A 24,972-nucleotide genomic window follows, 5' to 3' on the forward strand; every position below is an offset into this window, starting at 1 on the left:
GTCGGGATGACCGGTTCGGTGATGTTAGACTGACACAGCACCCGGCAGGAGACGCATTGTTCGCGTCCCCGCTCGCTCGTGCAATTCCCGGCAATCTATTGCTTTCGCTCTCGCGCACGTCTGCGCCTTCGTGCGCACCGACATCGCTCGTGCAAGCGATCAGCTCTCCTGGATCCGCAACTCTTGCGCCAGGGGAAAGGAACATACCCAGTGACCAACGGAACCGACCACGCCGACCGCGTGGCGAACACCGCCCGCCTGTCCTCCCTGAAGGTCGCCGAGCTCCAAGAGCTCGCTGCGTCCCTCGGCCTCGCCGGTGGCTCGAAGCGCCGAAAAGGAGAGCTCGTCGAGCTGATCCAGGCCCACCAGGAGGCGTCAGCCGGCGAGAACTCGTCCGACGATTCCACCGTCGTGCCAGATGCGACCCCTCGCATCGAGCTCGACCTGCCCAAGGCCGCCGAGGCGAGCCCCGAGCATGACTCTCCTGCGGTCGCCGAGGAGCCGGCCGCACCGGATGTCGCGGCTGAGGCGGCGCCGCCCGCCTCAGTCATCGCAGCTCCCGCCCGTCAACGGCGCCAGCCCCGTCGGGCCACGAGCGCGACGACCGCTGCGGTGCAGCATGTCAACAGCGGCGACGCCGGTGTGGGCCTCGTGCCCGAGACCGACGATGCCCGCGAAGCAGCCCGCGCTGCAGTGCGCGAAGAGCTCGCCGCGGCGACCGGCGAGGGCGCCCGCAGCGTCCAGCCGGCCGAAGCAGAGGGCGACGCTGCTGCTGCCGAGGAGCCCCGCCAGGGCCGAGGCCGCAACCGGGGCCGACGCGGCGGCGAGCGTGCCGAACGCGGCGAGCGTACCGAGCGTGGCGACGACGCCCAGAAGGGCGAGCAGAAGCAGGGCGAGCGTCAGTCTGGTCGTCAGAACGGCGAGCGTTCGAACGGCGAGCGCCAGAACGGCGACCGCCAGAACGGCGAGCAGCAGGGCCGCAAGGGCGAGGAGCAGGGCGCGAAGTCCGGCGAGCCGCGCCAGGGCGGCGATGACGACAAGGCCAAGCAGCAGAACGAGGGCGGCCGAGGTCGCGACAACCAGACTCGCGACAACCAGGCGCGCGACGCCCAGGCCCAGCTCGACGGCGAAGGCGGGCGCCGCAACCGTTACCGCGACCGCAAGCGCCGCGGCCAGGGCGCCGGCGACGAGCTCGAACCCGAGATCCTCGACGACGACGTGCTGATCCCGATCGCAGGCATCCTCGACGTGCTCGACAACTACGCGTTCGTGCGCACCACGGGCTACCTGCCCGGCCCGAGCGACGTCTACGTGTCGCTCGGCCAAGTGAAGAAGTACAACCTGCGCAAGGGCGACGCGGTCGTCGGCGCCATCAAGCAGCCGCGCGACAGCGACTCGAACAGCCGCCAGAAGTACAACGCCCTTGTGAAGGTCGACTCGATCAACGGACAGACGGCCGACGAGGCTGCTGCGCGCGTCGAGTTCCACGACCTCACGCCGTTGTACCCGCAAGACCGTCTGCGGCTCGAGACCGAGCCCACCAAGCTCACGCAGCGCATCATCGACCTCGTCGCCCCGATCGGCAAGGGTCAGCGCGGCCTCATCGTCGCTCCGCCGAAGGCCGGCAAGACGATCGTGCTGCAGCAGATCGCGAACGCGATCTCGATCAACAACCCCGAGGTCCACCTCATGGTCGTGCTCGTCGACGAGCGCCCCGAAGAGGTCACCGACATGCAGCGCACGGTGAAGGGCGAGGTCATCGCCTCGACCTTCGACCGCCCGGCCGAAGATCACACGACGGTCGCCGAACTCGCCATCGAGCGTGCGAAGCGTCTCGTCGAACTCGGTCACGACGTCGTCGTGCTGCTCGACTCGATCACTCGACTCGGCCGCGCGTACAACCTCGCCGCACCGGCATCAGGTCGCATTCTCTCCGGTGGCGTCGACGCTTCGGCGCTGTACCCGCCGAAGCGATTCTTCGGCGCAGCGCGCAACATCGAGAACGGCGGCTCGCTCACCATTCTCGCGACCGCGCTCGTGGAGACGGGCTCGAAGATGGACGAGGTGATCTTCGAGGAGTTCAAGGGCACCGGAAACTCCGAACTGCGCCTGTCGCGTCAGCTCGCCGACAAGCGGATCTTCCCCGCGGTCGACGTCAACGCGTCGTCCACGCGCCGCGAAGAGATGCTCCTCTCGCCCGACGAGGTGAAGATCACCTGGAAGCTGCGTCGCGCCCTCGCGGGTCTCGAGCAGCAGCAGGCTCTCGAAGCTGTGCTCGGTCGATTGAAAGAGACGCAGTCGAACGTCGAGTTCCTCATGCTCATGCAGAAGTCGATGCCGGTCGCTCCCGGACACGGCAACTCGCACGGGCACGAGACCGACCACCGCTGAGGCTTCCGTGTTCGAGTCCGTCCAAAGCCTGCTCGCCGAGCATGCGCAGCTCCAAGAGGAGCTCGCCGACCCGGCGCTCCATGCCGACGCAGCGCGCGCGAAGAAGGTCAACCGGCGTTACGCCGAGCTGAGCCGCATCGTCTCCGCGCACTCGGCGTGGCTCGAGGCCCAAGACGACCTCGCCGCTGCGCGTGAACTCGCGAAAGAAGACGAGGCGTTCGCCGAAGAGGTGCCCGCGCTCGAAGAGGGGCTTGCCGCGGCGCAGGAGCGCCTCCGGCGGCTCCTGATCCCGCGCGACCCCGACGACGGCCGTGATGTGATCATGGAGATCAAGGGTGGCGAGGGCGGCGCCGAGAGCGCCCTCTTCGCGGCCGACCTGCTGCGCATGTACATCCAGTACGCGCAGTCCAAGGGCTGGAAGGTCGAGCTGCTCGACCAGAACGAGTCCGATCTCGGCGGCTACAAAGACGTGCAGGTGGCGATCAAGTCGAATGCGACCGACCCGTCACAGGGCGTCTGGGCGCACTTGAAGTACGAGGGCGGCGTGCATCGCGTTCAGCGCGTGCCGGTCACCGAGACGCAAGGGCGCATCCACACCTCGACGACGGGCGTGCTCGTCTTCCCCGAGGTCGACGAGCCCGAAGAGGTCGACATCAACCAGAACGACCTGAAGATCGACGTCTACCGTTCATCGGGTCCGGGCGGCCAATCGGTCAACACGACCGACTCGGCCGTGCGCATCACGCACCTTCCCACCGGCATCGTCGTCTCGATGCAGAACGAGAAGTCGCAGCTACAGAACCGCGAGGCGGCGATGCGCGTGCTTCGTGCGCGAATTCTCGCCCGCCAGCAGGAGGAGATCGCGGCCGCGGCATCCGATGCCCGCAAGTCGCAGATCCGCTCCATGGACCGGTCGGAGCGCATCCGCACGTACAACTTCCCCGAGAATCGCATCGCCGATCACCGCACCGGGTACAAGGCGTACAACCTCGACCACGTCATGAACGGTGCGCTCGACCCGATCATCGAGTCCGCCATCCAGGCCGACGAAGAGGCGCGGCTCTCGCACATCGGCGACCAGTAACGACGGCCGACTGCACCGAGCGGATGCCCCGGACGCCTCGAGCGTGCGGGGCATCCGTCGTTGCGGCGACCGCCCGCATGCGACCGCCCGCATGGGCCGTCCGAATGCGGCCCGGCCGGTACGCGCAGCAATTCAGGTCGGGAGGCGTGTCGCGGGCCGGTCGATCGGCGTGTTGGCGCGGCGCGCCGCGCGCCGTCCTGAATTGCTGCAAGGCACGGCGCGCAGAGGGTGCGCAGAGGGGCTGCGGCTCGGCCGTCCTGAGTTGTTGCTGACAGGGTGCGAGGGACGAGTGGCGGGGGCGCGCAGGACTAGTGGGGGCGTGCAGGAGTTGCGGTTCGGACGGCTCAGATGTGCTCGTGGTGGATTCCTCGTGCGGCGTCGGCGGTCTCGTGAGTCAGCGGTCTGAACGTCGCCGGGATGCCGACGATGAGCGAATGCGCCGGTGCATCCTTCGTGACGACCGCGTTCGCGCCGATCGCGCTCCCGGCGCCGATCGTGATGTCGCCGAGCACTTTCGCGCCGGCGCCGACGGTCACGCCGTCGTCGAGGGTCGGATGCCGCTTCGCGCCCCGTTGGGCGCCGCGGGCCGACTTTCCGCCCAAGGTGACCCCGTGATAGAGCATCACGTCATCGCCGACGACCGTGGTCTCGCCGATGACGACGCCCATGCCGTGATCGATGAAGAAGCGTCGCCCGATGGTTGCGCCGGGGTGGATCTCGACTCCGGTCAGAAACCTGAGCAGTTGCGAGAGCAACCGTGCCGGAAGCCTGATGCCGGCACGCCAGAGTGCGTGACTGAGGCGGTAGCCCCAGATCGCGTGCAGCCCTGAATACGCGAGGAACACCTCGGCCTTGCCGCGTGAGGCAGGGTCATGGTCGCGCGCGGTCGCGATGTCTTCGCGGAGTGCTCGAAAGATGCTCACGCCCATAGTCAATCAGGCGCCGCGTCCGTCAGCCTGTTAGACGTTCAGGTGCCGCACGACCCGGCCGCCGGATCGATCGGGCCGGGAGACTCCGGCGCAAGCCGGCGCCCGATCGCCCGCTCAGTCGCGGAGATCTTCGTAGAGCACCGTCGAGACGTAGCGCTCACCGAAGTCGGGCACGACCACGACGATGGTCTTGCCGTCGTTCTCGGGGCGCCGTGCGACCTCGAGTGCCGCCCAGACCGCTGCGCCCGACGAGATGCCGCCGAGGATCGCCTCGTCGGTCGCGAGCTGTCGTGCCGTCGTGATGGCGTCGCTCGTGGCGACGTCGATGACCTCGTCGTACACCTCGCGGTCGAGCACGTCGGGCACGAAGTTCGCGCCGAGGCCCTGGATCTTGTGCGGGCCGGGCGTGCCCTTCGTGAGGATGGGGGAGTCGGCCGGCTCGACGGCGATGACCTGCACGTCGGGCTTCTGTTCCTTGAGGAAGCGGCCCGCTCCCGTGATGGTGCCGCCCGTGCCGATGCCCGACACGAGAATGTCGACGCCGCCGTCGGTGTCGGCCCAGATCTCGGGGCCGGTCGTCGAGTAGTGGATCGCGGGGTTCGCCTCGTTCTCGAACTGGCGGGCGAGGATCGCGCCCGGTGTCGCCTCGACGATCTCGTCGGCCTTGGCGACGGCGCCCTTCATGCCCTCCGAGCCGGGCGTGAGCAGGATCTCAGCGCCATAGGCGCGCAGCAGAACGCGGCGTTCGATGCTCATCGTCTCGGGCATGGCGAGCACGACGCGGTAGCCGCGGGCCGCGCCGACGAGGGCGAGCGCGATGCCGGTGTTGCCGCTCGTCGCCTCGACGATGGTGCCGCCGGGAGCGAGGGCGCCGGACTTCTCGGCGGCGTCGACGATGGCCACGCCGATGCGGTCCTTCACGCTTGCCGCGGGGTTGTAGAACTCGAGCTTGGCCAGCACCGTGGCACCCGCGCCCTCGGTGAGCCGGTTCAGGCGCACGAGCGGGGTACGACCGACGACCTCGGTGATGTTCTCGTAGATCTGCGCCATGAGGATGCCTCTCGGGTCGGGATGAACAACAGACCAAGCCTACGGTTCGGCCGGGGTGGAGGCGAGTGCGTTACATTCCATTGCGTGGATACGACGACCCCTGGCGCCAGAGCGCGATCGCTGCGCGAGCTCCGAGATGACACGGTGGCGGCGCTCGCATCGGTCGGTGTGCCCGACCCCGAGGTCGATGCCGAGCTGCTGATCGGACACGTGCTCGGGCTCTCCCGCGGCGGCGTGCAGGCGCGAATCGTCGTCGGCACCGAGGTGAGCGAGTCGGATGCCGCGGCGTTGGCCGAACTCGTCGTGCGTCGCGCCCGCCGTGAACCGCTCCAGCACATCACGGGTCGTGCCGCGTTCCGCAGTCTCGAGCTCGAGGTCGGCCCGGGCGTGTTCGTGCCGAGGCCCGAGACGGAGCAGGTCGCCCAACTCGCGATCGACGCGCTCATCTCGGCGGCGGAGCCCGAACCGATCGGCATCGACCTCGGCAGCGGCAGCGGCGCCATCGCGCTCGCGCTCGCGACCGAGGTTCCGCATGCACAGGTATGGGCGGTCGAGAATTCGCCCGAGGCGTTCGTGTGGACGAGGCGCAACGTCGAAACAGTCGGCGCGCCGAACCTCGAGCTCGTCTTCGGCGACCTCGCGGATGCGCTGCACGAACTCGACGGCCGGGTGGCCGTCGTCGTCTCGAATCCGCCGTATGTTCCCCTGGGCGAGGTGCCGCATGACCCCGAGGTGCGACTCTACGACCCCGAGCGCGCCCTGTACGGTGGCGCCGACGGCCTCGATGTCGTGCGGGTGCTCTCGCAGCGCGCGCTCGTGCTGTTGCGGCCCGGGGGAGCGCTCGTGATCGAGCATGGCGAGGCGCAGTCGGCCGAGATCGCCGCGATCCTGGCAGCTGACGGATGGCGGGCGATTGCGCACCACCGCGATCTCACGACCCGCGACCGGGCGACCACCGCCGTGCGCTGACCGGCGAGCCGGCCGACGGACTACTTGGCCCGCTCGGCCTTCTCGCGGGCGTTCTTCTCCCGTTCGAGCGCGTGCTTCTCGCGTTCGAGTGCGTGCTTGATCGCCTCTCGTTCGCGCTTCTGCGCTTCGCGGAGGGTCTTCTCGGCTTCACGGCGCGTCTTCGCCGCCTCGCGCACACGCTGGTCGCGTGGCAGCGCGAGTGCGGCGGGCAGCGGCTCCTTGACGGCGTCGGGGGCTCCGGACTCGACGCGGCCGACGTGGTACTCGACGCCGTCGAGGATGCGCTGGAGCCCGAATTCGAAGTCGTAGTCGCCGAACTCCTCGGCATCTCCGGGGTCGCCCAGGTATCCGCCGGACGCGAGCAGCGGGCTGAGGTAGGGGAATCGCTCGGGCGTCACGAGTTCGAGGAGCGCCTCGAAGAAGTTCGCGCCTGTGACATCTGCCGGGTCGCCTGCTGCAGTCGCTGCCACCATGAGATCGCGTTCCTGCGCACCCATCGCCCTGGCATAGCTCGTGAGGAGCAGCAGCGTCGACATCTTCTCGCCGTCGCTCAGGGGAAGCGAGCGCACCTCGCGGAGGAACCAGTCGACGATCGTGAGGCTGTTCGGAGTGATCGGGGCGCCGGAGATCGGGATGTCGACGATCCACGGGTGCTCGCGGTAGGCGGCACGCATCGCAAGCACCCAGGCAATGATGCCGTCGCGCCACCCGCGCTCGAGCGTCTCGTCGGGCACGGGCGGCACGACGGCGCCCTCCTGCATGAGCAGGATCAGGTCGTCTTTGCTCGTGACATACCGATAGAGCGACATCGTCGTGAAGCCGAGCGACGTCGCGACTCGGCTCATCGAAACAGCGCCGAGCCCCTCGGCGTCGGCGATCTCGATGGCGGCATCGACGATGCGCTCGATCGAAAGCTCGCGCTTGGGGCCGCGCTGCGGATTCGCTGCCACACCCCAGGCCAGGGCGACCGCTCGGGGGAGCTCGGGATCGCTTCGCTCAGGGCTCACTGGGGTTCCGTTCTCGAAATGGCGTTGACGACAGTCTAGAACTGTGTATATGGTAAACAACAATGCAGCACGTAAACAGTTTGCGCCATACTCATATACACGGGCGCAGACACGGAGAACGGAGAACCCTATGACCCTCGCGATCGACGCACGCGGCCTGCGTAAGCGCTTCGGCAAGACCGACGTGCTCGCGGGACTCGACCTCAGCGTGCCCACTGGCACCGTGTTCGCTCTGCTCGGCCCGAACGGCGCCGGCAAGACGACGACCATCAACATCCTCACGACGCTCGTGAAGCCCGATGCCGGCATCGCACGGGTCGGCGGCATCGACGTCGCGACGGCGCCGACCGAAGTGAAGGAGCGCATCGCCCTCACGGGTCAGTCCGCGGCGGTCGACGAGGTGTTGACCGGAACCGAGAACCTCGTGATGATGGGCCGGCTCTCGGGTCTCGGGCGTCAACAGGCACGCGATCGAGCGGCAGAGCTGCTCGAGCGCTTCGAACTGACGGATGCCGCGCGCCGACGAGTGAGCACCTACTCAGGCGGCATGCGCCGCCGGCTCGACCTCGCGCTCAGCCTCGTCGTCGACGTGCCGATCCTGTTCCTCGACGAACCGACGACGGGCCTCGACACCAGGAGCCGGCAGGAGCTCTGGAACGTCATCCGCGCGCTCGCCGACGCGGGAACGACCGTCTTCCTCACCACCCAGTACCTCGAGGAGGCCGACCGGCTCGCCGACCGCATCGCCGTGCTCGACCGTGGCCGCGTCGCCGCCGAGGGCACCGCCGACGAACTGAAGGCGCGTATCGGCGGCGACGTCGTCGAGCTCCGCGGTGCCGATGGCACCCTGCTCGTCGAACTGCCGACCGATGGCAGTGTGCACGGCCTCCGCTCGGCCATCGACGAGCTCGACCATTCTCCGGCGGCCGCGGTCGACGGTGCACAGGTCTCCATCCGCCGCCCCAGCCTCGACGACGTGTTCCTCGCGATCACCGCCGGCGCTGCGGCATCCGCCCCCGAACTCATCGAATCGAAGTGACCGCCATGACGACCAACACTCTTCCCGCCCGCACCGACCGCCCCGACCGCTCCGCCCGCATCGCCGGTGCGCCGGCTCGCGCTCCGCTCGGCGCGTTCACCGCGGAATCGACGTTCATCGCTCGCAGCTTCCGTCATTCCGTGCGCGACATCGAGGCCATGCTCATGGCGATCATGCTGCCGACGATGCTGATGCTGATGTTCACCTTCATCTTCGGCAACGCCATCGACCCCTCGGGCGGCTACGTCGACTACGTCGTGCCGGGCATCATCCTGCTGTGCGCCGGCTTCGGTGCCTCGTCGACCGCGATCTCGGTCTCGCGAGACATGACCACCGGCATCATCGATCGGTTCCGCACGATGCCGCTGCGCAGCGGCGCGGTGCTCACCGGTCACGTGGTCGCGAGCCTCGTGCGCAACCTCGTGGCGACCGGTGTCGTCATCGTCGTCGCCCTCCTCGTGGGATTCCGCCCAGTGGCGACGCCGCTCGAGTGGCTCGCCGCATTCGGCCTGGTGGCGCTCTACATCCTTGCGATCACCTACCTCTTCGCGGCGATCGGACTCGCAGCATCGAGCCCCGAGGCGGCGAGCGGGTTCGGCTTCATCCTGCTGTTCCTGCCGTACCTTTCGAGCGCCTTCGTGCCGGTCGAGACGATGCCCGAGTGGCTGCAATGGATCGCCGAGTACCAGCCGATCACCCCGATCATCGAGACCATCCGCGGATTCCTGATGGACACGCCGGTCGGCGCCACCGTCTGGTGGGCGCTCGGCTGGTGCGTCGGCATCCTCCTCGTGTCGGTCGTCTGGGGCGGCTGGCTGTTCCGCCGCAAGGCGGGCCGTCGCTGACTCAGGCGCACTGAACAGGGATGCCGCGGTGCCGAAGTGCACCGCGGCATCCGCTGTTCGCCGACGTCGCGCCCGACCCGCTGGTCTAGAATCGGCAGGTCATGACTGCCATCTACGACTGCTCGGTCGACTCAGAGCTCCTCACCGGTATGCGTCTTGCTCGCGGCGCGATCGGACGCGGCGAACTCGTCGTATTCCCGACCGACACGGTCTACGGCGTGGCCGCCGACGCGTTCGACGCGAAGGCCGTCGCGCGCTTGCTCGAAGCCAAGGGTCGCGCGCGCACCTCACCGCCGCCCGTGCTGATCTCGGGCATCCCAACGCTCGACGCGCTCGCGAGCGAGGTGCCCGAGGCCGTACGAGCGCTCGTCGGCGAGTTCTGGCCCGGTGGACTCACCGTCATCCTGCATGCGCAGCCGTCGCTGCAATGGGATCTCGGCGAGACCCGTGGCACAGTGGCCCTCCGCATGCCCGCGAACTCGGTCGCCCTCGAACTGCTCGCCGAGACGGGGCCGCTCGCAGTCTCATCCGCGAACCTGTCGGGCCGGCCATCGGCGACGACGGCAGCGGATGCCGCGGAGATGCTGGGCGACGCAGTTGCCGTGTACCTCGACGGCGGCGCCGCCGGGCAGTCGTACGAACCCGTCGGCGAACGCGCGGGCGATACCTCGTCGACGATCGTCGACGCCACGGGGCTCGCTCGTGACGGCGGGCGGCTCCGCATCGCACGTGCGGGCGTCATCACCCGTGAACGCATCGCAGCGGTCGTCGGGGAGGAACTCCTCGAGCCCGAGACTGCAGCGGGCGACGACCACGGCGTCGCCGAACCGGCTTCTCTCGGCGGCCCGACCGGCGCTCCCGCGGCATCAACCGACGAAACGGACGCTGCCGCCTCATGACCCTGTTCCTCGCGCTCGCCCTGCTGACGGCGCTCGTCACTTTCGGCGGCTCCATCCTCGTCTGGAAGCTGAGCCTGAAGTACCAGCTCTACCCCAAGATCCGCGAGCGCGATGTGCACACGAGGCCCACTCCGCGCCTCGGCGGCGTCGCGATGTTCATCGGCATCGTCGTCGCGATCGGTGCGGCGGCGTTCATCTCGACTCTCGGCTCCGCACGGTTCTCGGCGATCTCGATCGTCTTCCAGAACCCGGGCCAGATCCTCGCGATCCTCGGTGCCGCACTGCTGATCGTGTTGATCGGCGTCGCCGACGACATCTGGGACCTCGACTGGACCACCAAGCTCGCGGGGCAATTCATCGCGGCGGGCCTGATCGCGTGGCAGGGCGTGACCATCTACTCCCTGCCGATCGGCGGCATCACCGTCGGGTCTTCGTGGATGAGCGCCGTGCTCACCGTGTTCGTCATCGTGCTCGTGATGAACGCCGTGAACTTCATCGACGGGCTCGATGGTCTCGTTGCAGGTGTCACCCTCATCGCGAACGGCGTGTTCTTCCTCTACACCTACCTCTTGGTGCAGCAGACGTCGCCGCTGAACTACTTCAACCTCGCGTCGCTCATCGCGATCGTCCTCGTCGGCGCGTGCGCCGGGTTCCTGCCGCTGAACTGGCACCCCGCGAAGCTGTTCATGGGCGATGCCGGGGCGCTGCTCATCGGCCTGCTCATGGCCACCTCCGCGATCGCCGTCACGGGGCAGCTCAACCCGACAGGGGTCGGCTTCGACCAGCTGTTCGCCGCGTTCATCCCGATCCTGCTGCCGTTCGCAGTGCTCGTCATTCCCCTACTCGACTTCGCGCTCGCCGTGGTGCGCCGTCTTCGCGCCGGCAAGTCGCCGTTCGCCGCCGACCGCAAGCACCTGCACCACCGATTGCTCGACATGGGGCACTCCCACCTGAACGCGGTGCTGATCTTCTACGGATGGACGGCGGTCGCCTCGATCGGATGCCTACTGACCTATGTCTTCCCCGTGTACTTCGGCATCGACTCGGCATGGGCCCTCGCGCTGATCGGCATCGGATTCCTCGTGTGCGCGGCGATCACGCTCGCCCCGCTCGGCCGTCGCAAGCGGCTGACGGTGGCCGCCGAGGCCGAGGCTCCGGAGTCGGATGAAGCGGCCCTCGGCGCCGACGAGCTCGAGGGCGCCGAGGCATCCGCGAGCCCGGTGCTCGTTCAGGGCCGCCCGGTAGAATCGGACGACCCCGAACTGGAGCACGATGAGCGACGCACGAGCTGAACCCGACCGTACCCCGACCTCGAACCCCGTGTTGCGCAAGGCGCTCGCGTGGGGCGCGCTGCTGGCCGGGGTGATCCTCGTGGTCAGCGCCGTGCTCGGCCTGGTGTTCGCCGGCGTGCCGGGCCTCCTCGGCGCGCTGATCGGCACGCTCATGGCCGTGGTCTTCATGGGCATCACGGCGGCGAGCATCCTCGCCGCCAACCGATTCGCCTCGAGCGATCTCTTCGTGGGCGCGTTCTTCGGCATCGTGCTCGGCGGCTGGATCCTGAAGTTCATCGTCTTCATCGTGCTCGTCGTGGTGCTCCGCGAGGCGGCCTGGCTGAACACCACGGTGCTCTTCCTCAGCCTCGTCGCGGGCGTCATCGCCTCGCTCGTCGTCGACGTGCTGGTCGTCGCGAAGTCGCGGCTGCCGTACGTGAGCGACGTCGAGTTGCCGAAGGCGCCGAGCGATGACTGAGTCGCCCTCGGCGATTCGGTGGCAGCCCGAAGTATTGCTAGAGTAATGGGGATCCCCCCACGGTTCTGCCCTGCTCACGCACGGGTCGACCGCGGTCCATGTTCGTCGCCGCGAGAGCCGAGCTCCACGCCCCGAAACAGGAGAAAGCGCTGTTAGCTAACGCTCTGAACCTGCTGGTTCCGATGTCAACCGATGATGGTGGCTTCCACGGGCCGTCGATCGACGAATTCTTCCCCGGAGCGCTGTTCTTCGAAGACACGTGGTTCGAGATCGATCGCATCATGCTCGTCCGCTTCGTGGCGGTCGCAGCGCTGATCATCGTGTTCTGGCTCGGTACGCGAAAGATGCGCGTCGTGCCCGGCCGCTTCCAGAGCCTCGTCGAGATGGGCCTCGACCTCGTTCGAGTGAACATCGCCGACGACCTGCTCGGCAAGAAAGACGGCAAGCGGTTCCTGCCGATCCTCACCACGATGTTCTTCATGATCCTGTTCATGAACTTGACCGGTGTCATCCCGTTCCTGAACATCGCCGGCACCTCGGTCATCGGCGTGCCGCTCGTGCTCGCGATCGTCGCGTACGTGACCTTCATCTACGCGGGCGTCAAGAAGAGCCCCAAGAACTTCTTCAAGAACTCGCTCTTCCCCTCGGGCGTGCCGTGGCCGGTCTACATCATCGTCACGCCGATCGAGCTCATCTCGACGTTCGTGATCCGCCCGGTCACCCTCACACTCCGACTCATGATGAACATGATCGTCGGCCACCTCCTGCTCGTGCTCTTCTTCGCGGCGACGCAGTTCTTCGTCGTGCAGATGAGCGGCTGGTGGACTCTCCTCGGGGTCGGAACGCTGGCCTTCGGCTTCGTGTTCACGCTGTTCGAGATCCTTGTCGCCGTCCTGCAGGCCTACGTCTTCGCACTTCTCACCGCGGTCTACATCCAGCTCGCGGTCGCCGAAGAGCACTGAACCCGGGCATCCGCCCAGAACATTCCCTAGGAAAGGAAACCCAACGTGGACGCAACCACCGTTCTCGCTGAGATCAACGGCAACATCGCAACGGTCGGCTACGGCCTCGCGGCGATCGGCCCGGCAATCGGCGTCGGCATCGTCGTCGGCAAGACGATCGAGGGCGTCGCTCGCCAGCCAGAGCTGGCCGGCCGCCTCCAGGTGCTGATGTGGATCGGTATCGCCTTCACCGAGGCGCTCGCATTCATCGGCATCGCGACCTACTTCATCTTCGTCTGATCCACTCGCCCCAACTGAGGAGGCCAACGTGCTTCATGCAGTATTGAGCGCTGCAACCGAGAGTGGTGAGTCGGGCCGTAGCCCGGTGCTCCCGGAGCCTTACGACATCATCTGGTCGTCGGTCTGCTTCGTCATCATCCTCATCTTCTTCTGGAAGTACGTGCTGCCGCGCGTGCAGAAGCTGCTCGACGAGCGCGGCGAGGCGATCGAGGGCAACATCGCGAAGGCCGACGAGGCGCAGCGCAAGGCCGAGGCGGCTCTCGAGGAGTACACCGCCCAGCTCGCCGACGCGCGCACCGAGGCAGGTCGCATCCGTGAGACCGCTCGCGACGATGGCAAGAAGATCGTCGCCGAAGCGAAAGACGCCGCGACCGTCGAGGCCGCGCGCGTCACCGCGAGCGCACAGGCGCAGATCGAGGCCGAGCGCCAGTCGGCTCTCGTCTCGCTGCGCTCCGAGGTGGGCACGCTCGCCATCGACCTCGCATCGGGTGTCATCGGCGAGTCGCTCTCCGACGACGCGAAGGCGACTGCGGTCGTCGACCGGTTCCTCGCCGACCTGGAGGCCTCCGAGGCCGCCGCCGGAGGGAAGAAGTAGTCCATGGGTAGCGCTACAAGAGGAGCTCTCGACGCATCGCGGGCTGCGCTGGCCGAACTCGGTCGCGCAGAGCTGCCGGTCGCCGAGGCGCTTCTCGCCGCCGGCCGGGTGATCGGGGAGTCCGCGCATCTGCGCACGGCACTCATCGACCCCGAGGCCGACACTGCACAGAAGCGTGCGCTCGTCGAGACGATCTTCGGCTCTCGTATCCCGGCCGAAGCAGCCTCGCTCCTGGTGAGCGCGGCGTCACGCCGGTGGTCCTCCGGAGACGACTTCCTCGCCGGCATCGAAGAGCTCGGAATCCGCGTCGCAGCGGATTCGGCTCCCGACGGCGTCGAGATCGACGCCGAGCTGTTCGCGTTCGAGCGCGCAGTCGCCACCGATGCGGAACTCGAGCTCGCGCTCGGGTCGAAGCTCGGCGATCCCGCGGCAAAGACGAAGATCGTCGATCGCCTCCTCGTCGGCAAGGCGTCGCCGCAGACGGTGGCGATCGTGGCGCACCTCGTGCAGCAGCCCCGCGGCCGCCGCATCGGCGAACTGCTCCGCCACGGGGCATCCGTCGTCGCCGACCAGCGCGGATTCGACATCGCGACGGTCACGACCGCGGTCCAGCTCAGCGCCGCCCAACTGGGCCGGCTCGAGCAGGGCCTCGCTGTACAGGCGGGCCGTCGTGTCCGCTTCGACATCATCGTCGATCCCGCCGTGCTCGGCGGGGTCCGCGTGCAGATCGGCGACGACGTCATCGACGGCAGCGTCGCCTCCCGCCTCAGTTCGCTGCGGCAGAAGCTTGCCGGCTGACGCCGGTTGATACGACCGGCGTCCGCGCCGCGACACACCAGTAGCTGTACAACCGGTACAGAAAAGGGAAAAGACAATGGCAGAACTCACCATCAGCCCCGAAGAGATCCGTTCGGCTCTCTCGGAGTTCGTCTCGTCGTACGAACCCGGCCAGACGCAGAAGACCGAGGTCGGGTACGTGACCGACGCAGCCGACGGCATCGCGCACGTCGAGGGCCTGCCCTCGGTGATGGCGAACGAGCTCATCCGCTTCGCTGATGGCACGCTCGGCCTCGCGCTGAACCTCGATGAAGACGAGATCGGCGTCGTCGTGCTCGGCGAGTTCACCGGCATCGAAGAGGGCATGGAGGTGACCCGCACAGGCGAGGTCCTCTCCGTCCCCGTCGGCGAGGGGTACCTCGGCCGTGTCGTCGACCCGCTCGGCAACCCGATCGACGGTCTCGGCGAGATCACCGGCATCGAGGGCCGTCGTGCCCTCGAGCTGCAGGCGCCCGGCGTCATGCAGCGCAAGTCGGTGCACGAGCCGCTGCAAACGGGCATCAAGGCCATCGACGCCATGATCCCCGTCGGCCGCGGGCAGCGTCAGCTCATCATCGGCGACCGCCAGACCGGCAAGACGGCCATCGCGATCGACACGATCATCAACCAGAAGGCCAACTGGGAGTCGGGCGACGTCAACAAGCAGGTGCGCTGCATCTATGTCGCGATCGGCCAGAAGGGCTCGACGATCGCGGGCGTGAGGGGTGCGCTCGAAGACGCCGGCGCCATGGAGTACACGACGATCGTCGCCGCTCCCGCTTCGGACCCCGCCGGCTTCAAGTACCTCGCGCCGTACACCGGCTCGGCCATCGGCCAGCACTGGATGTACGACTCCAAGCACGTGCTCATCATCTTCGATGACCTGTCGAAGCAGGCCGAGGCCTACCGTGCCGTGTCACTGCTGTTGCGCCGCCCGCCGGGACGCGAGGCATACCCCGGTGACGTCTTCTACCTGCACTCTCGGCTGCTCGAGCGTTGCGCGAAGCTCTCCGACGAGCTCGGCGCCGGTTCGATGACGGGTCTCCCGATCATCGAGACCAAGGCGAACGACGTCTCGGCGTACATCCCCACGAACGTGATCTCGATCACCGACGGCCAGATCTTCCTCCAGTCCGACCTGTTCAACTCGAACCAGCGCCCGGCGGTCGACGTCGGCATCTCGGTCTCCCGAGTCGGTGGCGACGCGCAGGTCAAGTCGATCAAGACAGTCTCGGGCACGCTGAAGCTCGAGCTCGCGCAGTACCGCTCGCTCGAGGCGTTCGCGATGTTCGCGTCCGACCTCGACGCGGCCAGCCGGCGTCAGCTGGCCCGCGGTGCCCGCCTCACCGAGCTCCTCAAGCAGCCCCAGTATTCGCCGATGTCGGTCGAGAAGCAGGTCGTCTCGATCTGGGCCGGTACCAAGGGCAAGCTCGACGAGGTTCCGGTCGAAGACATCCTGCGTTTCGAGAGCGAGCTGCACGATTACCTCGCCCGGAACAGCGAGGTGCTGAACTCGCTGCGCGAGACGAACAAGCTCTCCGACGAGATCGTCGCTGAGCTCGAGGCATCCGTCGACGCATTCAAGCTCGAGTTCCAGACTGGTGAGGGCAAGCCGCTCGCCTCGGTGGGTTCCGAGCAGTTCGAAGCGATCGCTGCCGAAGAGGTCGTGCAGGAGAAGATCGTCAAGGGTCGCCGTTAGTCATTCCAAGTTCCCTGAGGCTCTCGAAGGGAACTGACCTCACGGGGTCGCGTCGAGAGCCTCAGTACCAGGAAGACAGGACACAGGAGAAACATGGGAGCGCAGCTTCGGGTCTACCGGCAGAAGATCAAGTCTGCCCAGACGACCAAGAAGATCACGCGGGCGATGGAGCTGATCTCCGCCTCGCGGATCCAGAAGGCCCAGGCGCGTGTCGCGGCGTCGGAGCCGTACTCGACGGCGATCACCCGGGCGGTGTCAGCTGTCGCGAGTTACTCGAACGTCGCGCACGTGCTGACGACCGAGCCAGAGCGCATCGACCGCGCGGCGATCGTGATCTTCACGTCCGACCGCGGCCTCGCAGGCGCGTTCAACTCGCAGGTGCTGCGTGAGTCCGAAGAACTCACCGAGCTGCTGAAGAGCCAGGGCAAAGAGGTGGAGTACTTCCTCGTCGGACGCAAGTCAGTCGGATACTTCAAGTTCCGCCGCCGCTCGTTCGAGCGCAGCTGGGTTGGTGGCACCGACAGCCCCAACTTCGACACGGCGAGGGAGATCGGCGATGCCGTGCTCGAGGCGTTCCTGCGGGACTCCTCCGACGGCGGCGTCGACGAGATCCACATCGTCTACAACCGGTTCGTGAGCCGCATCAGCCAGGTGCCCGTCGTCACTCGTCTGCTTCCCCTCGAGGTCGTTGAGAGTGAAGAGGTGCCTGATGCCAAGCACGAGGTATTCCCGTTGTACGAGTTCGAGCCCGACGCCGAGACGGTGCTCGACGGCTTGCTCCCGGTCTACATCGAGAGCCGCATCTACAACGCGATGCTGCAGTCGTCGGCCGCGAAGCACGCCGCGACGCAGAAGGCGATGAAGTCGGCTTCCGACAACGCCGACAAGCTCATCACGGACTACACGCGCCTTGCGAACAACGCGCGCCAGTCCGAGATCACACAGCAGATTTCCGAGATCGTGGGCGGCGCTGACGCACTGTCGTCCGCCAAGTAGCCCCTTACGAAGAGAGAGAACACATGACTGACACCGCTACCGCCTCGGCCGCGGCCGCGCCTGTGGCCGGCGCCGTCGGCCGCGTCGCCCGGGTCACGGGCCCCGTCGTCGACATCGAGTTCCCGCACGACTCGATCCCGGCGATCTACAACGCGCTGAAGACCGAGATCACGATCGGCGACACCACGACGGTGCTGACGCTCGAGGTCGCACAGCACCTCGGTGACGATGTCGTGCGTGCGATCGCCCTGAAGCCCACCGACGGTATCGTGCGCGGCCAGGATGTCACCGACACGGGCGCACCGATCTCGGTGCCGGTCGGCGATGTCACCAAGGGCAAGGTCTTCAACGTCACCGGCGAGATCCTCAACGGTGCGCCCGGCGAGCAGATCGAGATCACCGAGCGCTGGCCGATCCACCGCAAGCCGCCGGCATTCGACCAGCTCGAGTCCAAGACTCAGCTGTTCGAGACCGGCATCAAGGTCATCGACCTGCTCACGCCTTACGTGCTCGGCGGCAAGATCGGCCTCTTCGGCGGTGCGGGCGTCGGCAAGACGGTCCTCATCCAGGAGATGATCCAGCGCGTCGCGCAGAACCACGGTGGCGTCTCGGTGTTCGCCGGTGTCGGCGAGCGCACGCGTGAGGGCAACGACCTCATCCACGAGATGGAGGAGGCGGGCGTCTTCGACAAGACGGCCCTCGTCTTCGGCCAGATGGACGAGCCGCCGGGAACGCGTCTTCGCGTCGCCCTCTCGGCTCTGACGATGGCCGAGTACTTCCGCGATGTGCAGAAGCAAGACGTTCTGCTCTTCATCGACAACATCTTCCGCTTCACGCAGGCCGGTTCCGAGGTTTCGACGTTGCTCGGGCGTATGCCGTCCGCGGTGGGCTACCAGCCGAACCTCGCCGACGAGATGGGTGTGCTCCAGGAGCGCATCACGTCGACCCGCGGTCACTCGATCACCTCGTTGCAGGCGATCTACGTGCCGGCCGACGACTACACCGACCCGGCCCCGGCGACGACCTTCGCGCACCTCGACGCGACGACCGAGCTCTCGCGTGAGATTGCGTCGAAGGGTCTCTACCCGGCCGTTGACCCGCTGACCTCGACGTCGCGCATCCTCGACCCCCGTTACCTGGGCGAAGACCACTACCGCGTCGCCACGACGGTCAAGCAGATCCTCCAGAAGAACAAGGAACTGCAGGAGATCATCGCCATCCTCGGTGTCGACGAGCTCTCCGAAGAAGACAAGATCACGGTGTCGCGTGCGCGCCGTATCCAGCAGTTCCTCTCGCAGAACACCTACATGGCGAAGAAGTTCACGAACGTCGAAGGCTCGACGGTGCCGCTCAAGGACACGATCGAGTCGTTCGACGCGATCGCCAAGGGCGAGTTCGACCACGTCGCCGAGCAGGCCTTCTTCAACGTCGGTGGCATCACCGACGTCGAAGAGAAGTGGGCTCAGATTCAGAAGGAGAACGGCTGAGCATGGCCGCCCTCAACGTGAGTGTCGTCTCGGCCGACCAGCAAGTCTGGTCGGGCGAGGCGACCATGGTGGTGGCACGCACGGTCGAAGGTGAGATCGGCATTCTGCCCGGTCACGAGCCGATGCTCGCGATCCTCGCTGGTGGCGAGGTGCGTGTCACCCTGCCCGGCGGTGAGAAGATCACCGCGAGCGCGGAGGACGGGTTCCTCTCAGTGCAGGCGAACGTCGTTCAGCTCGTCGCTTCTCGGGCAGAACTCACCTAGGAGCCGCGGATGCAGGGGGAGCAGCCGATCGACCGCCAGTTCGGTGACCTGAGTGTCACCCAACTCATCGTGATGGCCGGGCTGCCGGGTGCCGGGAAGTCGACGATCGGCGAGATCATCGGCGCCCGCCTCGGCGCCACGGTCGTGTCCGTCGACCCGATCGAGTCGGCAATCCTGCGCGCCGGCATCGACGCAGATCAACCAACGGGACTTGCCGCGTACCTCGTGGCCGAGGAGATCGCCGAGAAGGAGCTCGACTCCGGTCGCACGGTGATCGTCGACGCTGTGAACGCCGCCGAAGCTGCGCGCCTTCAGTGGCGCGACCTCGCTGAGCGTGCGGAGGTGCGGCTGCGGGTGATCGAGGTCGTGTGCTCCGATGAGTCGCTGCACCGCAGCCGGCTCGAGAAGCGTGAGCGCAAGCTCCCGCACCTCGAAGAGACCACTTGGCGGGCCGTTGAACAGAGCCTCGAGGGCTATGAGGCGTGGACCGGGCCGTCGTCGGCGCTGGCACGCGTGACGATCGACAGTATCGAGTCGCTCGGATCGAACGTCGACGCAGCGCTCGCCTTCATCGGTTCGTAGTGCGGCTGCTCCTTCCGCCGTCCGAAACGAAACGTGACGGCGGCCTCGAGATTCCGCTCGACCTGGAGCGGCTCTCGTTCGAAGCGCTCAATCCGGTGCGCACCGAGCTGGCGACCGCCGTTGGTGCGCTCGCCCGCGACCCTGCGGCCACGATGCGCGTACTGAAGCTCGGACCGCGCCAAGCTCACGAGGTCGAACGCAACCGGACACTGTTCGAGTCGCCGACGATGCCGGCGCTCGATCGGTACACCGGCGTGCTCTTCGACGCGCTCGACGCGCCGACACTCGATGCGGGGGCCCGTTTGTTCGCGGCCGATCACCTCATCGTGCACTCCGCCCTGTTCGGTCTCCTTGGCGGCCTCGACGAGATTCCGGCGTATCGCTTCTCGCATGATTCAAAGCTGCCCCGCATGCGCCTGAAGCAGCTCTGGCGGGCGCCGATCTCGGCACTGCTCACGGCTGATGCCGGTGCCGATCACGGCGTTCTCCTCGATCTTCGCTCGGAGGCGTATGCCGAACTCGGCCCGGCGCCGGTGCGCGGAAACTCCGCGTTCGTGCGCGTCATCGCCGTCGACGGTTCGGGCCGGAGCCGCGCCCTGAACCATTTCAACAAACGTGCGAAGGGGCGCTTCACTCGGGCCGTGCTGATGTCGCAGCCGCAGGTCTCATCTCTCGACGAGCTGATCGATTGGGCACACGACGCAGGGTTCCAGCTCTCGCTCGGCCCGCAACGTGCGCTGGGCCTGCAAGAGCTCGAACTCGTCGCCTGACGCACTTCGCGCGTGCGAGGGCAGTGGACTCAGCCGACTCGTCGGCGGCGATTCGAGTCAGGCCGCCGCGGTCTGGGCCGATCGGTGGCAACCGGAGAGATGATCGTCGACCATGCCCGCGGCTTGTATGAGCGCGTACATGGTGGTGGGGCCGACGAAACGGAACCCCTGCCGACGCAGCTCTTTGCTCATGGCCACCGATTCGGGAGTCGTGGCCGGCACTTCGGCGAACGAGGTCGGCGCAGCGGCACGAGGTGCCGGCGCGAAACTCCACAGCAACTCGTCAATCGGCACGTCGAGCTCGAGCGTGGCCCGCGCATTCTGGATCGTCGCCTCTATCTTGCCGCGATGCCGGATGATCCGTTCGTCGTCGAGCAACCGCGCGACGTCGTCGTCGCCCATTGCCGCGACCTGCACTGCGTCGAAGCCGTGGAATACCTCGCGGAACGCGGGACGACGACGCAGGATCGTGATCCAGGACAGGCCTGCCTGGAACCCCTCGAGGCAGACCTTCTCGAAGAGCCGCACGGGATCGTGCTGCGGTGTGCCCCACTCCTCGTCGTGATATCGACGGTATTCGGGGTCGGTCGCACCCCAACCGCATCTGGCGAGGCCATCGTCGCCGACGATGATCTCGGCGCGGGGAATGACGCTCACGCGGCGAACCCGATCTGCTCATGGCCGAGCAGCCAGAGCTTCGTCGGCACCCCCCCACCACCCGAGTACCCGGTGATTCGGCCGTCGGATGCGAGCACTCGATGGCAACCGACGATGATGGGAACCGGGTTGGCTCCGACCGCACCGCCGATGGCACGCGCCGCCCCGGGGCGACCGACCGCAGCGGCGAGTGCGCCGTACGAGGTGGCCTCGCCCCACTGGAGTCGTTCGAGTGCGGCCCAGACGGCCTGCTGGAACGGGGTGCCGCGCAGACGCACCGGAATATCGAAGTCGAGGCGTCGGCCGGCGAAATACTCGGCGAGTTGATCGCGCGCCTGCTCGAGCACGGCGTTCGGGCGCTCGGCGAGGGCGTCGTGGGGGAGCACGCCGCCGCTCTCGATGGAGAGACTCGTGATGGCCTCGTCGTCGGCGACGAGTTCGATGCGCCCGATCGGGCTGCTGAGGCGGATGAGGAACACGTTGGTCATGGTTCGAGAATAGTCGCGGCATCCGACAGTGGCTCGCGGAAATCGGACATTGCACGTGCTCGGCGCTCCCACGTGCCTGTTGAGGAGGAGTGAGGGGTCCGTGCCGCGCTCGCGCATCGACTCCGCCTCCACAAGCGCCGGTTCGCGGCGAACCTCCACGGGTTGCCGTCGGCGATCCATCGGACATGGACTCGGCGTCACGCTCGTCGCATGACGACCATCATCCGCGCCGAAGCGGCGCATGACTTCCTCGCCCTCGTTCCGTCGCTCGCCGGGTTCCGGCCTGAACGCTCCCTCGTGTGCGTTGCGTTCGCCGGCAATCGCACGACCGGTCTGCTGCGCTACGACCTGCCACGGCGCGCCCGCGACCGTGCGCCGCTCGTCGCGGCGGTCGTCGGCACGTTGTGCCGCATGAGCGGCGTCGATGCGATCGTGCCCATCGTCTACACCGACGCGCGCTTCGACGCCGCACGTGGCCTGCCCGAGCGTGCGCTCCTCGGCATGATCGCCAAGCGCGCCGAGCAGGCGGGGTTCGGTGTTCGCGATGCGCTGTGCAGGGCGGCGGATGCATGGGGGTCGCTGTTCGACGCCGCGACACCCGCGACGGGGCATCCGCTCGCGCTGATCGACGAGAGTCCCGTAACGCGACTGACCCCGCCGGAGACGAGGGTGCTGGCTTCGGCAGGTGAGTCCGGTGAGCTGCCCGAAGCCGATCCGGCCGCAGCGGCGGCGCTCGCCGCCGCACTCGCCGGGTTCGCAGGCGAGGCGCGAGGTGACTCACTCCTCCGCCTCGGTGGCAACAGCGATCCCGTCACGCTCGTCGAGTCGTTCGTCGCTCGAGACGCGGTGCAGCCCACGATCCGCCTCGCCTGGTTCCTGCACCTCGCATCTCTGCCCGCGCTCCGCGACGCGATGATGCTGCAGTGCGCGTTCGGCGTGGTGGTCGGCGAGGCGGCGTACGACGACGCGATGGCAACGGCCGATCGCGCCGAGGCGCTCGATGAGAGCGTCGAGAGCCTCGTGATTCGAGAGATGGCCGTCGGCGTCACCGGCGAGATCAGCGAGATGCTCTCCCGACTCCTGCTCGGGCAGTCGAGCCTCCGTCCGGATTCGCGGCGAGTCGAGCGAGCGCTCGCGGTGCTGCGTCCATTGATCGCGAACGCTCCGGCGACCCACAGGATCGGGCCGCTCTGCATCGCAGCCTGGCTCGCCTGGTCGCTCGGTCGCGGCTCGGCGGCCGGCGCGTTCATCGATCGTGCGCTCGAGATGGAACCGGGCCACTCGATGGCGGGCCTTCTCGCGGCCCACATCGGCAGTGGCGCGTTGCCGGAGTGGGCGTTCAGCGCCCGATGAACCTGCCGACCGGCAGGCGGGGCAGAGGCTGCGGCATCCTCTCCATGACGCCGAAGATGCGCGAGCCATCCAGAACCGCTCGTGCCTTGTGCTCCACGGTGCCAGACTGTTCGGCATGGTCGCAGGAGGCGTCTCGAGTTCAGCGACGGCCGGCGCGCCCGCGTGGGATGTGATCGTCGGTGACCGGTTCATCGCCGCTCTCGCTGCGCCCGCGCCCGAACGAGTGCTGATCGCGCTCGCCGAAGTGGCGAGCGAGCTCGAACTCCGGCTCGAGGTGCTCGTCGGCCTGATCCCATCGGGTCGCGTCGAGCCGATCGAGTCGTTCGGCGTCGTCTGGTGGGATGAGCGTGCGATCACGAGCGTGACCGCGGTGGTGCGCGGCGATGCGGTCGTAGACCTCGTCTCCCCGGGCGGCAGTCGGCGCTTCGACGCGCGCGGTATCCGGCCCTGGCACCTCGCCGAATTCGACGACGTCGTCGCACTTCGCATCACGGATGCCGGTTCGGCACTCGATCATGTCGGTGTCGCTACCGATCCGGTCGTGCATGCGCGGGCGAGTCTCAGAGCATCGGCGATCGAGTGGTCGTCTCCGGCGTCACCGGCGTCACCGCACGGAGCGGCGGATGCCGCCGGGCGCGACGATTGGTTCGACGCGGATACGATCCTCGCGCCGCACCTCGCCGAGTCGGGCCGGCACGAGGCCGCGGCCGATACGGTTCTCACTCCAGGAGCGAGCCGCGCGGCGCAGACCGATGCGCCCGGAATGATGCCGCACCCCGGCAGAACCGTCGCGCCACCCGGCCGCGCGCCCGACGATTCCTCACAGCCGATGGTGCCGCCCCGAGGGGCGAGCAGCCCCCGGTTCCGAATCGGCCATGGGGCGCCCTCGATGGTGACTGCTCCGGTGCTGATCGGGCGTCGACCACTGCCACCGCGCATCCCGGCCTCGGGCGCACCGCCCGAGCTCGTCACGGTCGAGTCGCCCGGCGAAGTCGTGTCGGGCACGCATCTCGAACTGCGACTCGTCGGTACGCGTCTCATCGCCACCGACCTGCGATCCACGAACGGAACGATTCTTCGCACGCCGTCGGGTGGGCGTCGGCTGCGTGCCGGAGAATCGATCGTGGTGGTTCCGGGCACCATCCTCGACCTCGGAGACGGTACGATCATCGAGATCCTCTCCGCCCAGGGTTCTCCCGGCACATGACCCGAACAGACAGCAGGCTTCACAGGTGACGCAGATCGGCAATGGCAACGCCCGCCATCGAGTCTCCCTGCCCGACGGCACCGAGATCACTCTCGCATGGGCCGCCGTCACCGACACCGGCCTGCGACGCGAGGTCAATGAAGACAGCTTCATCGCTCAGGCGCCGATCTTCGCAGTGGCCGACGGCATGGGCGGCCACGCAGCCGGTGATTTCGCGAGCGCCGCGGTGGTCACCCGCCTCGCCGAGCATGGCGGCAAGACGCTCGTCGGCACGCCCGAGATCGACCAGGCGCTGCGGCTCGCCGTGCAAGACATGGGGCGCGGCACAGGCGTCACCGACGAGGGCAGCGGCACCACGGTCACCGGCGTCGCTCTCGGGACGATCTCCGACGAACCCGCATGGATCGTGTTCAACATCGGCGACTCCCGCGTCTACCGACTGGTCGGAGGCGTGCTCGAGCAGCTCACGGTCGATCACTCGATCGTGCAGGAGCTCGTCGACGCCGGACAGATCACCCGCGACGAGGCCGACACGCATCCGCACTCCAATGTGATCACCCGCGCCGTCGGATTCCACGAGGCGCCGATCCCCGACTATCGAGCGATCGCAGTCGAACCCGGCATGCGCCTGCTGATCTGCTCGGACGGCCTCACGAAAGAGCTCACCTCGTACGGCATCCGCCACTTCCTCGTCGCCAATCCCAAGCCCGAGAAGGCAGCCAGGCAGCTGCTCGAAGCTGCGCTCGGCAACGGGGGCCGCGACAATGTGACCGCCATCATCGTCGACGTGCTGAAGGTGGTGCGGCCGCCGGGGGTGCAACGCCCCGTCGACGGCGAAGCAGAGTACGCCTGACGG

At 67.6% G+C, this 24,972-nt stretch carries 26 protein-coding genes; 21 read left to right on the forward strand and 5 right to left on the reverse strand.

All coding sequences use genetic code 11. The features are described from left to right. Nucleotides 1-210 precede the first annotated feature (210 nt). Both rho and prfA read left to right on the forward strand, forming a co-directional pair. Nucleotides 211-2,391 carry a transcription termination factor Rho gene (gene rho, locus AC1C2U_RS14740; protein ID WP_495362510.1) on the forward strand — a complete coding sequence of 727 codons (2,181 nt, stop codon included), beginning with the start codon at nt 211-213 and terminating at the stop codon, nt 2,389-2,391. A gap of 7 nt (nt 2,392-2,398) precedes the next feature. Further along, complete coding sequence (prfA, locus tag AC1C2U_RS14745; RefSeq protein ID WP_495362511.1) at nt 2,399-3,475, forward strand: peptide chain release factor 1; 1,077 nt, start codon at nt 2,399-2,401, stop codon at nt 3,473-3,475. A 344-nt stretch (nt 3,476-3,819) separates the two neighbouring features. Here prfA and epsC read toward each other — a convergent pair whose 3' ends face one another. Both epsC and cysK read right to left on the reverse strand, forming a co-directional pair. Continuing rightward, on the reverse strand, nt 3,820-4,398 hold the full coding sequence (gene epsC / locus AC1C2U_RS14750; protein WP_495362512.1) for a serine O-acetyltransferase EpsC: 579 nt from the start codon (nt 4,396-4,398) through the stop codon (nt 3,820-3,822). Nucleotides 4,399-4,518: 120 nt separating this feature from the next. Next, on the reverse strand, nt 4,519-5,454 hold the full coding sequence (gene cysK, locus AC1C2U_RS14755; protein WP_495362513.1) for a cysteine synthase A: 936 nt from the start codon (nt 5,452-5,454) through the stop codon (nt 4,519-4,521). 84 nt (nt 5,455-5,538) lie between these two features. On the opposite strand from cysK, the gene prmC reads away from it, so the two are divergent. After that, on the forward strand, nt 5,539-6,423 hold the full coding sequence (gene prmC, locus AC1C2U_RS14760; RefSeq protein WP_495362514.1) for a peptide chain release factor N(5)-glutamine methyltransferase: 885 nt from the start codon (nt 5,539-5,541) through the stop codon (nt 6,421-6,423). A gap of 20 nt (nt 6,424-6,443) precedes the next feature. On the opposite strand, the gene AC1C2U_RS14765 is transcribed toward prmC, so the two are convergent. After that, a complete protein-coding gene (locus AC1C2U_RS14765; protein ID WP_495362515.1) occupies nt 6,444-7,430 on the reverse strand; it encodes a TetR/AcrR family transcriptional regulator in 987 nt (328 codons plus the stop codon). A gap of 130 nt (nt 7,431-7,560) precedes the next feature. Between AC1C2U_RS14765 and AC1C2U_RS14770 the strand changes: the two genes are divergently transcribed. The 15 genes from AC1C2U_RS14770 to AC1C2U_RS14840 all read left to right on the forward strand — a co-directional run bounded on the left by AC1C2U_RS14770 (nt 7,561) and on the right by AC1C2U_RS14840 (nt 20,411). Next, nucleotides 7,561-8,469, forward strand: coding sequence for an ATP-binding cassette domain-containing protein (locus AC1C2U_RS14770; RefSeq protein ID WP_495362516.1), 909 nt, complete (start codon nt 7,561-7,563; stop codon nt 8,467-8,469). A gap of 5 nt (nt 8,470-8,474) precedes the next feature. After that, entirely contained in the window at nt 8,475-9,314 is an 840-nt protein-coding gene (locus AC1C2U_RS14775) for an ABC transporter permease (RefSeq protein WP_495362517.1), read from the forward strand. Between the two features lie 101 nt (nt 9,315-9,415). Continuing rightward, a complete protein-coding gene (locus AC1C2U_RS14780; RefSeq protein ID WP_495362518.1) occupies nt 9,416-10,213 on the forward strand; it encodes an L-threonylcarbamoyladenylate synthase in 798 nt (265 codons plus the stop codon). Next, complete coding sequence (locus tag AC1C2U_RS14785) at nt 10,210-11,505, forward strand: MraY family glycosyltransferase (protein ID WP_495362519.1); 1,296 nt, start codon at nt 10,210-10,212, stop codon at nt 11,503-11,505. Before AC1C2U_RS14780 ends, AC1C2U_RS14785 begins: the two co-directional genes overlap by 4 nt. After that, nucleotides 11,486-11,962 carry a Cg1360 family ATP-synthase-associated protein gene (locus AC1C2U_RS14790; RefSeq protein WP_495362520.1) on the forward strand — a complete coding sequence of 159 codons (477 nt, stop codon included), beginning with the start codon at nt 11,486-11,488 and terminating at the stop codon, nt 11,960-11,962. Before AC1C2U_RS14785 ends, AC1C2U_RS14790 begins: the two co-directional genes overlap by 20 nt. A 182-nt stretch (nt 11,963-12,144) precedes the next feature. Then, nucleotides 12,145-12,924, forward strand: coding sequence for a F0F1 ATP synthase subunit A (atpB, locus tag AC1C2U_RS14795; RefSeq protein ID WP_495362521.1), 780 nt, complete (start codon nt 12,145-12,147; stop codon nt 12,922-12,924). Nucleotides 12,925-12,969: 45 nt separating this feature from the next. After that, the gene (gene atpE / locus AC1C2U_RS14800; protein WP_022888426.1) at nt 12,970-13,203 is read left to right on the forward strand and encodes an ATP synthase F0 subunit C; all 234 of its coding nucleotides are present in this window, start codon (nt 12,970-12,972) and stop codon (nt 13,201-13,203) included. A 43-nt stretch (nt 13,204-13,246) separates the two neighbouring features. After that, the gene (locus tag AC1C2U_RS14805; protein WP_495362755.1) at nt 13,247-13,798 is read left to right on the forward strand and encodes a F0F1 ATP synthase subunit B; all 552 of its coding nucleotides are present in this window, start codon (nt 13,247-13,249) and stop codon (nt 13,796-13,798) included. A 3-nt stretch (nt 13,799-13,801) separates the two neighbouring features. Continuing rightward, nucleotides 13,802-14,596: a F0F1 ATP synthase subunit delta gene (locus AC1C2U_RS14810; RefSeq protein ID WP_495362522.1), complete on the forward strand. Its 795-nt coding sequence runs from the start codon at nt 13,802-13,804 to the stop codon at nt 14,594-14,596. A 76-nt stretch (nt 14,597-14,672) separates the two neighbouring features. After that, complete coding sequence (gene atpA, locus AC1C2U_RS14815) at nt 14,673-16,313, forward strand: F0F1 ATP synthase subunit alpha (RefSeq protein ID WP_495362523.1); 1,641 nt, start codon at nt 14,673-14,675, stop codon at nt 16,311-16,313. Nucleotides 16,314-16,406: 93 nt separating this feature from the next. Then, nucleotides 16,407-17,309, forward strand: coding sequence for a F0F1 ATP synthase subunit gamma (locus tag AC1C2U_RS14820; protein ID WP_495362524.1), 903 nt, complete (start codon nt 16,407-16,409; stop codon nt 17,307-17,309). Nucleotides 17,310-17,332: 23 nt separating this feature from the next. Then, the gene (gene atpD / locus AC1C2U_RS14825) at nt 17,333-18,796 is read left to right on the forward strand and encodes a F0F1 ATP synthase subunit beta (protein WP_495362525.1); all 1,464 of its coding nucleotides are present in this window, start codon (nt 17,333-17,335) and stop codon (nt 18,794-18,796) included. Nucleotides 18,797-18,798: 2 nt separating this feature from the next. Then, on the forward strand, nt 18,799-19,059 hold the full coding sequence (locus AC1C2U_RS14830; RefSeq protein WP_495362526.1) for a F0F1 ATP synthase subunit epsilon: 261 nt from the start codon (nt 18,799-18,801) through the stop codon (nt 19,057-19,059). 9 nt (nt 19,060-19,068) lie between these two features. After that, a complete protein-coding gene (locus tag AC1C2U_RS14835) occupies nt 19,069-19,641 on the forward strand; it encodes a P-loop nucleotide/nucleoside kinase family protein (RefSeq protein ID WP_495362527.1) in 573 nt (190 codons plus the stop codon). After that, entirely contained in the window at nt 19,641-20,411 is a 771-nt protein-coding gene (locus tag AC1C2U_RS14840) for a YaaA family protein (RefSeq protein ID WP_495362528.1), read from the forward strand. The genes AC1C2U_RS14835 and AC1C2U_RS14840 overlap by 1 nt, the downstream gene beginning before the upstream one ends. 57 nt (nt 20,412-20,468) lie before the next feature. Here the strand turns inward: AC1C2U_RS14840 and AC1C2U_RS14845 are convergent, their stop codons facing one another. Both AC1C2U_RS14845 and AC1C2U_RS14850 read right to left on the reverse strand, forming a co-directional pair. After that, nucleotides 20,469-21,059 carry a DNA-3-methyladenine glycosylase I gene (locus AC1C2U_RS14845; RefSeq protein WP_495362756.1) on the reverse strand — a complete coding sequence of 197 codons (591 nt, stop codon included), beginning with the start codon at nt 21,057-21,059 and terminating at the stop codon, nt 20,469-20,471. Between the two features lie 5 nt (nt 21,060-21,064). Then, nucleotides 21,065-21,556, reverse strand: a complete 492-nt coding sequence (locus AC1C2U_RS14850) for a methylated-DNA--[protein]-cysteine S-methyltransferase (RefSeq protein WP_495362529.1) — start codon at nt 21,554-21,556, stop codon at nt 21,065-21,067. A gap of 210 nt (nt 21,557-21,766) precedes the next feature. Between AC1C2U_RS14850 and AC1C2U_RS14855 the strand changes: the two genes are divergently transcribed. The 3 genes from AC1C2U_RS14855 (at nt 21,767) to AC1C2U_RS14865 (ending at nt 24,969) form a co-directional block, all read left to right on the forward strand. Then, entirely contained in the window at nt 21,767-22,909 is a 1,143-nt protein-coding gene (locus AC1C2U_RS14855; protein WP_495362530.1) for a DUF4192 family protein, read from the forward strand. Between the two features lie 115 nt (nt 22,910-23,024). Then, entirely contained in the window at nt 23,025-24,116 is a 1,092-nt protein-coding gene (locus AC1C2U_RS14860; RefSeq protein ID WP_495362531.1) for an FHA domain-containing protein, read from the forward strand. Nucleotides 24,117-24,141: 25 nt separating this feature from the next. Further along, nucleotides 24,142-24,969 (forward strand): PP2C family protein-serine/threonine phosphatase, encoded by an 828-nt coding sequence (locus AC1C2U_RS14865; RefSeq protein ID WP_495362532.1) that lies wholly within the window; start codon nt 24,142-24,144, stop codon nt 24,967-24,969. The last annotated feature ends 3 nt before the right edge of the window (nt 24,970-24,972 follow it).

It is taken from the genome of Agromyces sp. Y575 (genome assembly GCF_059445445.1).

Bases quoted from the DNA above. Each gene is read 5' to 3' on its own strand.
- cysK (WP_495362513.1), bottom strand. From the start codon at position 5,454: ATGGCGCAGATCTACGAGAACATCACCGAGGTCGTCGGTCGTACCCCG.
- AC1C2U_RS14855 (WP_495362530.1), top strand. From the start codon at position 21,767: ATGACGACCATCATCCGCGCCGAAGCGGCGCATGACTTCCTCGCCCTC.
- AC1C2U_RS14830 (WP_495362526.1), top strand. From the start codon at position 18,799: ATGGCCGCCCTCAACGTGAGTGTCGTCTCGGCCGACCAGCAAGTCTGG.
- AC1C2U_RS14850 (WP_495362529.1), bottom strand. From the start codon at position 21,556: ATGACCAACGTGTTCCTCATCCGCCTCAGCAGCCCGATCGGGCGCATC.
- AC1C2U_RS14780 (WP_495362518.1), top strand. From the start codon at position 9,416: ATGACTGCCATCTACGACTGCTCGGTCGACTCAGAGCTCCTCACCGGT.
- atpA (WP_495362523.1), top strand. From the start codon at position 14,673: ATGGCAGAACTCACCATCAGCCCCGAAGAGATCCGTTCGGCTCTCTCG.
- AC1C2U_RS14835 (WP_495362527.1), top strand. From the start codon at position 19,069: ATGCAGGGGGAGCAGCCGATCGACCGCCAGTTCGGTGACCTGAGTGTC.
- AC1C2U_RS14820 (WP_495362524.1), top strand. From the start codon at position 16,407: ATGGGAGCGCAGCTTCGGGTCTACCGGCAGAAGATCAAGTCTGCCCAG.
- atpB (WP_495362521.1), top strand. From the start codon at position 12,145: ATGTCAACCGATGATGGTGGCTTCCACGGGCCGTCGATCGACGAATTC.
- atpD (WP_495362525.1), top strand. From the start codon at position 17,333: ATGACTGACACCGCTACCGCCTCGGCCGCGGCCGCGCCTGTGGCCGGC.
- AC1C2U_RS14860 (WP_495362531.1), top strand. From the start codon at position 23,025: ATGGTCGCAGGAGGCGTCTCGAGTTCAGCGACGGCCGGCGCGCCCGCG.
- AC1C2U_RS14770 (WP_495362516.1), top strand. From the start codon at position 7,561: ATGACCCTCGCGATCGACGCACGCGGCCTGCGTAAGCGCTTCGGCAAG.
- AC1C2U_RS14785 (WP_495362519.1), top strand. From the start codon at position 10,210: ATGACCCTGTTCCTCGCGCTCGCCCTGCTGACGGCGCTCGTCACTTTC.
- AC1C2U_RS14775 (WP_495362517.1), top strand. From the start codon at position 8,475: ATGACGACCAACACTCTTCCCGCCCGCACCGACCGCCCCGACCGCTCC.
- AC1C2U_RS14790 (WP_495362520.1), top strand. From the start codon at position 11,486: ATGAGCGACGCACGAGCTGAACCCGACCGTACCCCGACCTCGAACCCC.
- AC1C2U_RS14810 (WP_495362522.1), top strand. From the start codon at position 13,802: ATGGGTAGCGCTACAAGAGGAGCTCTCGACGCATCGCGGGCTGCGCTG.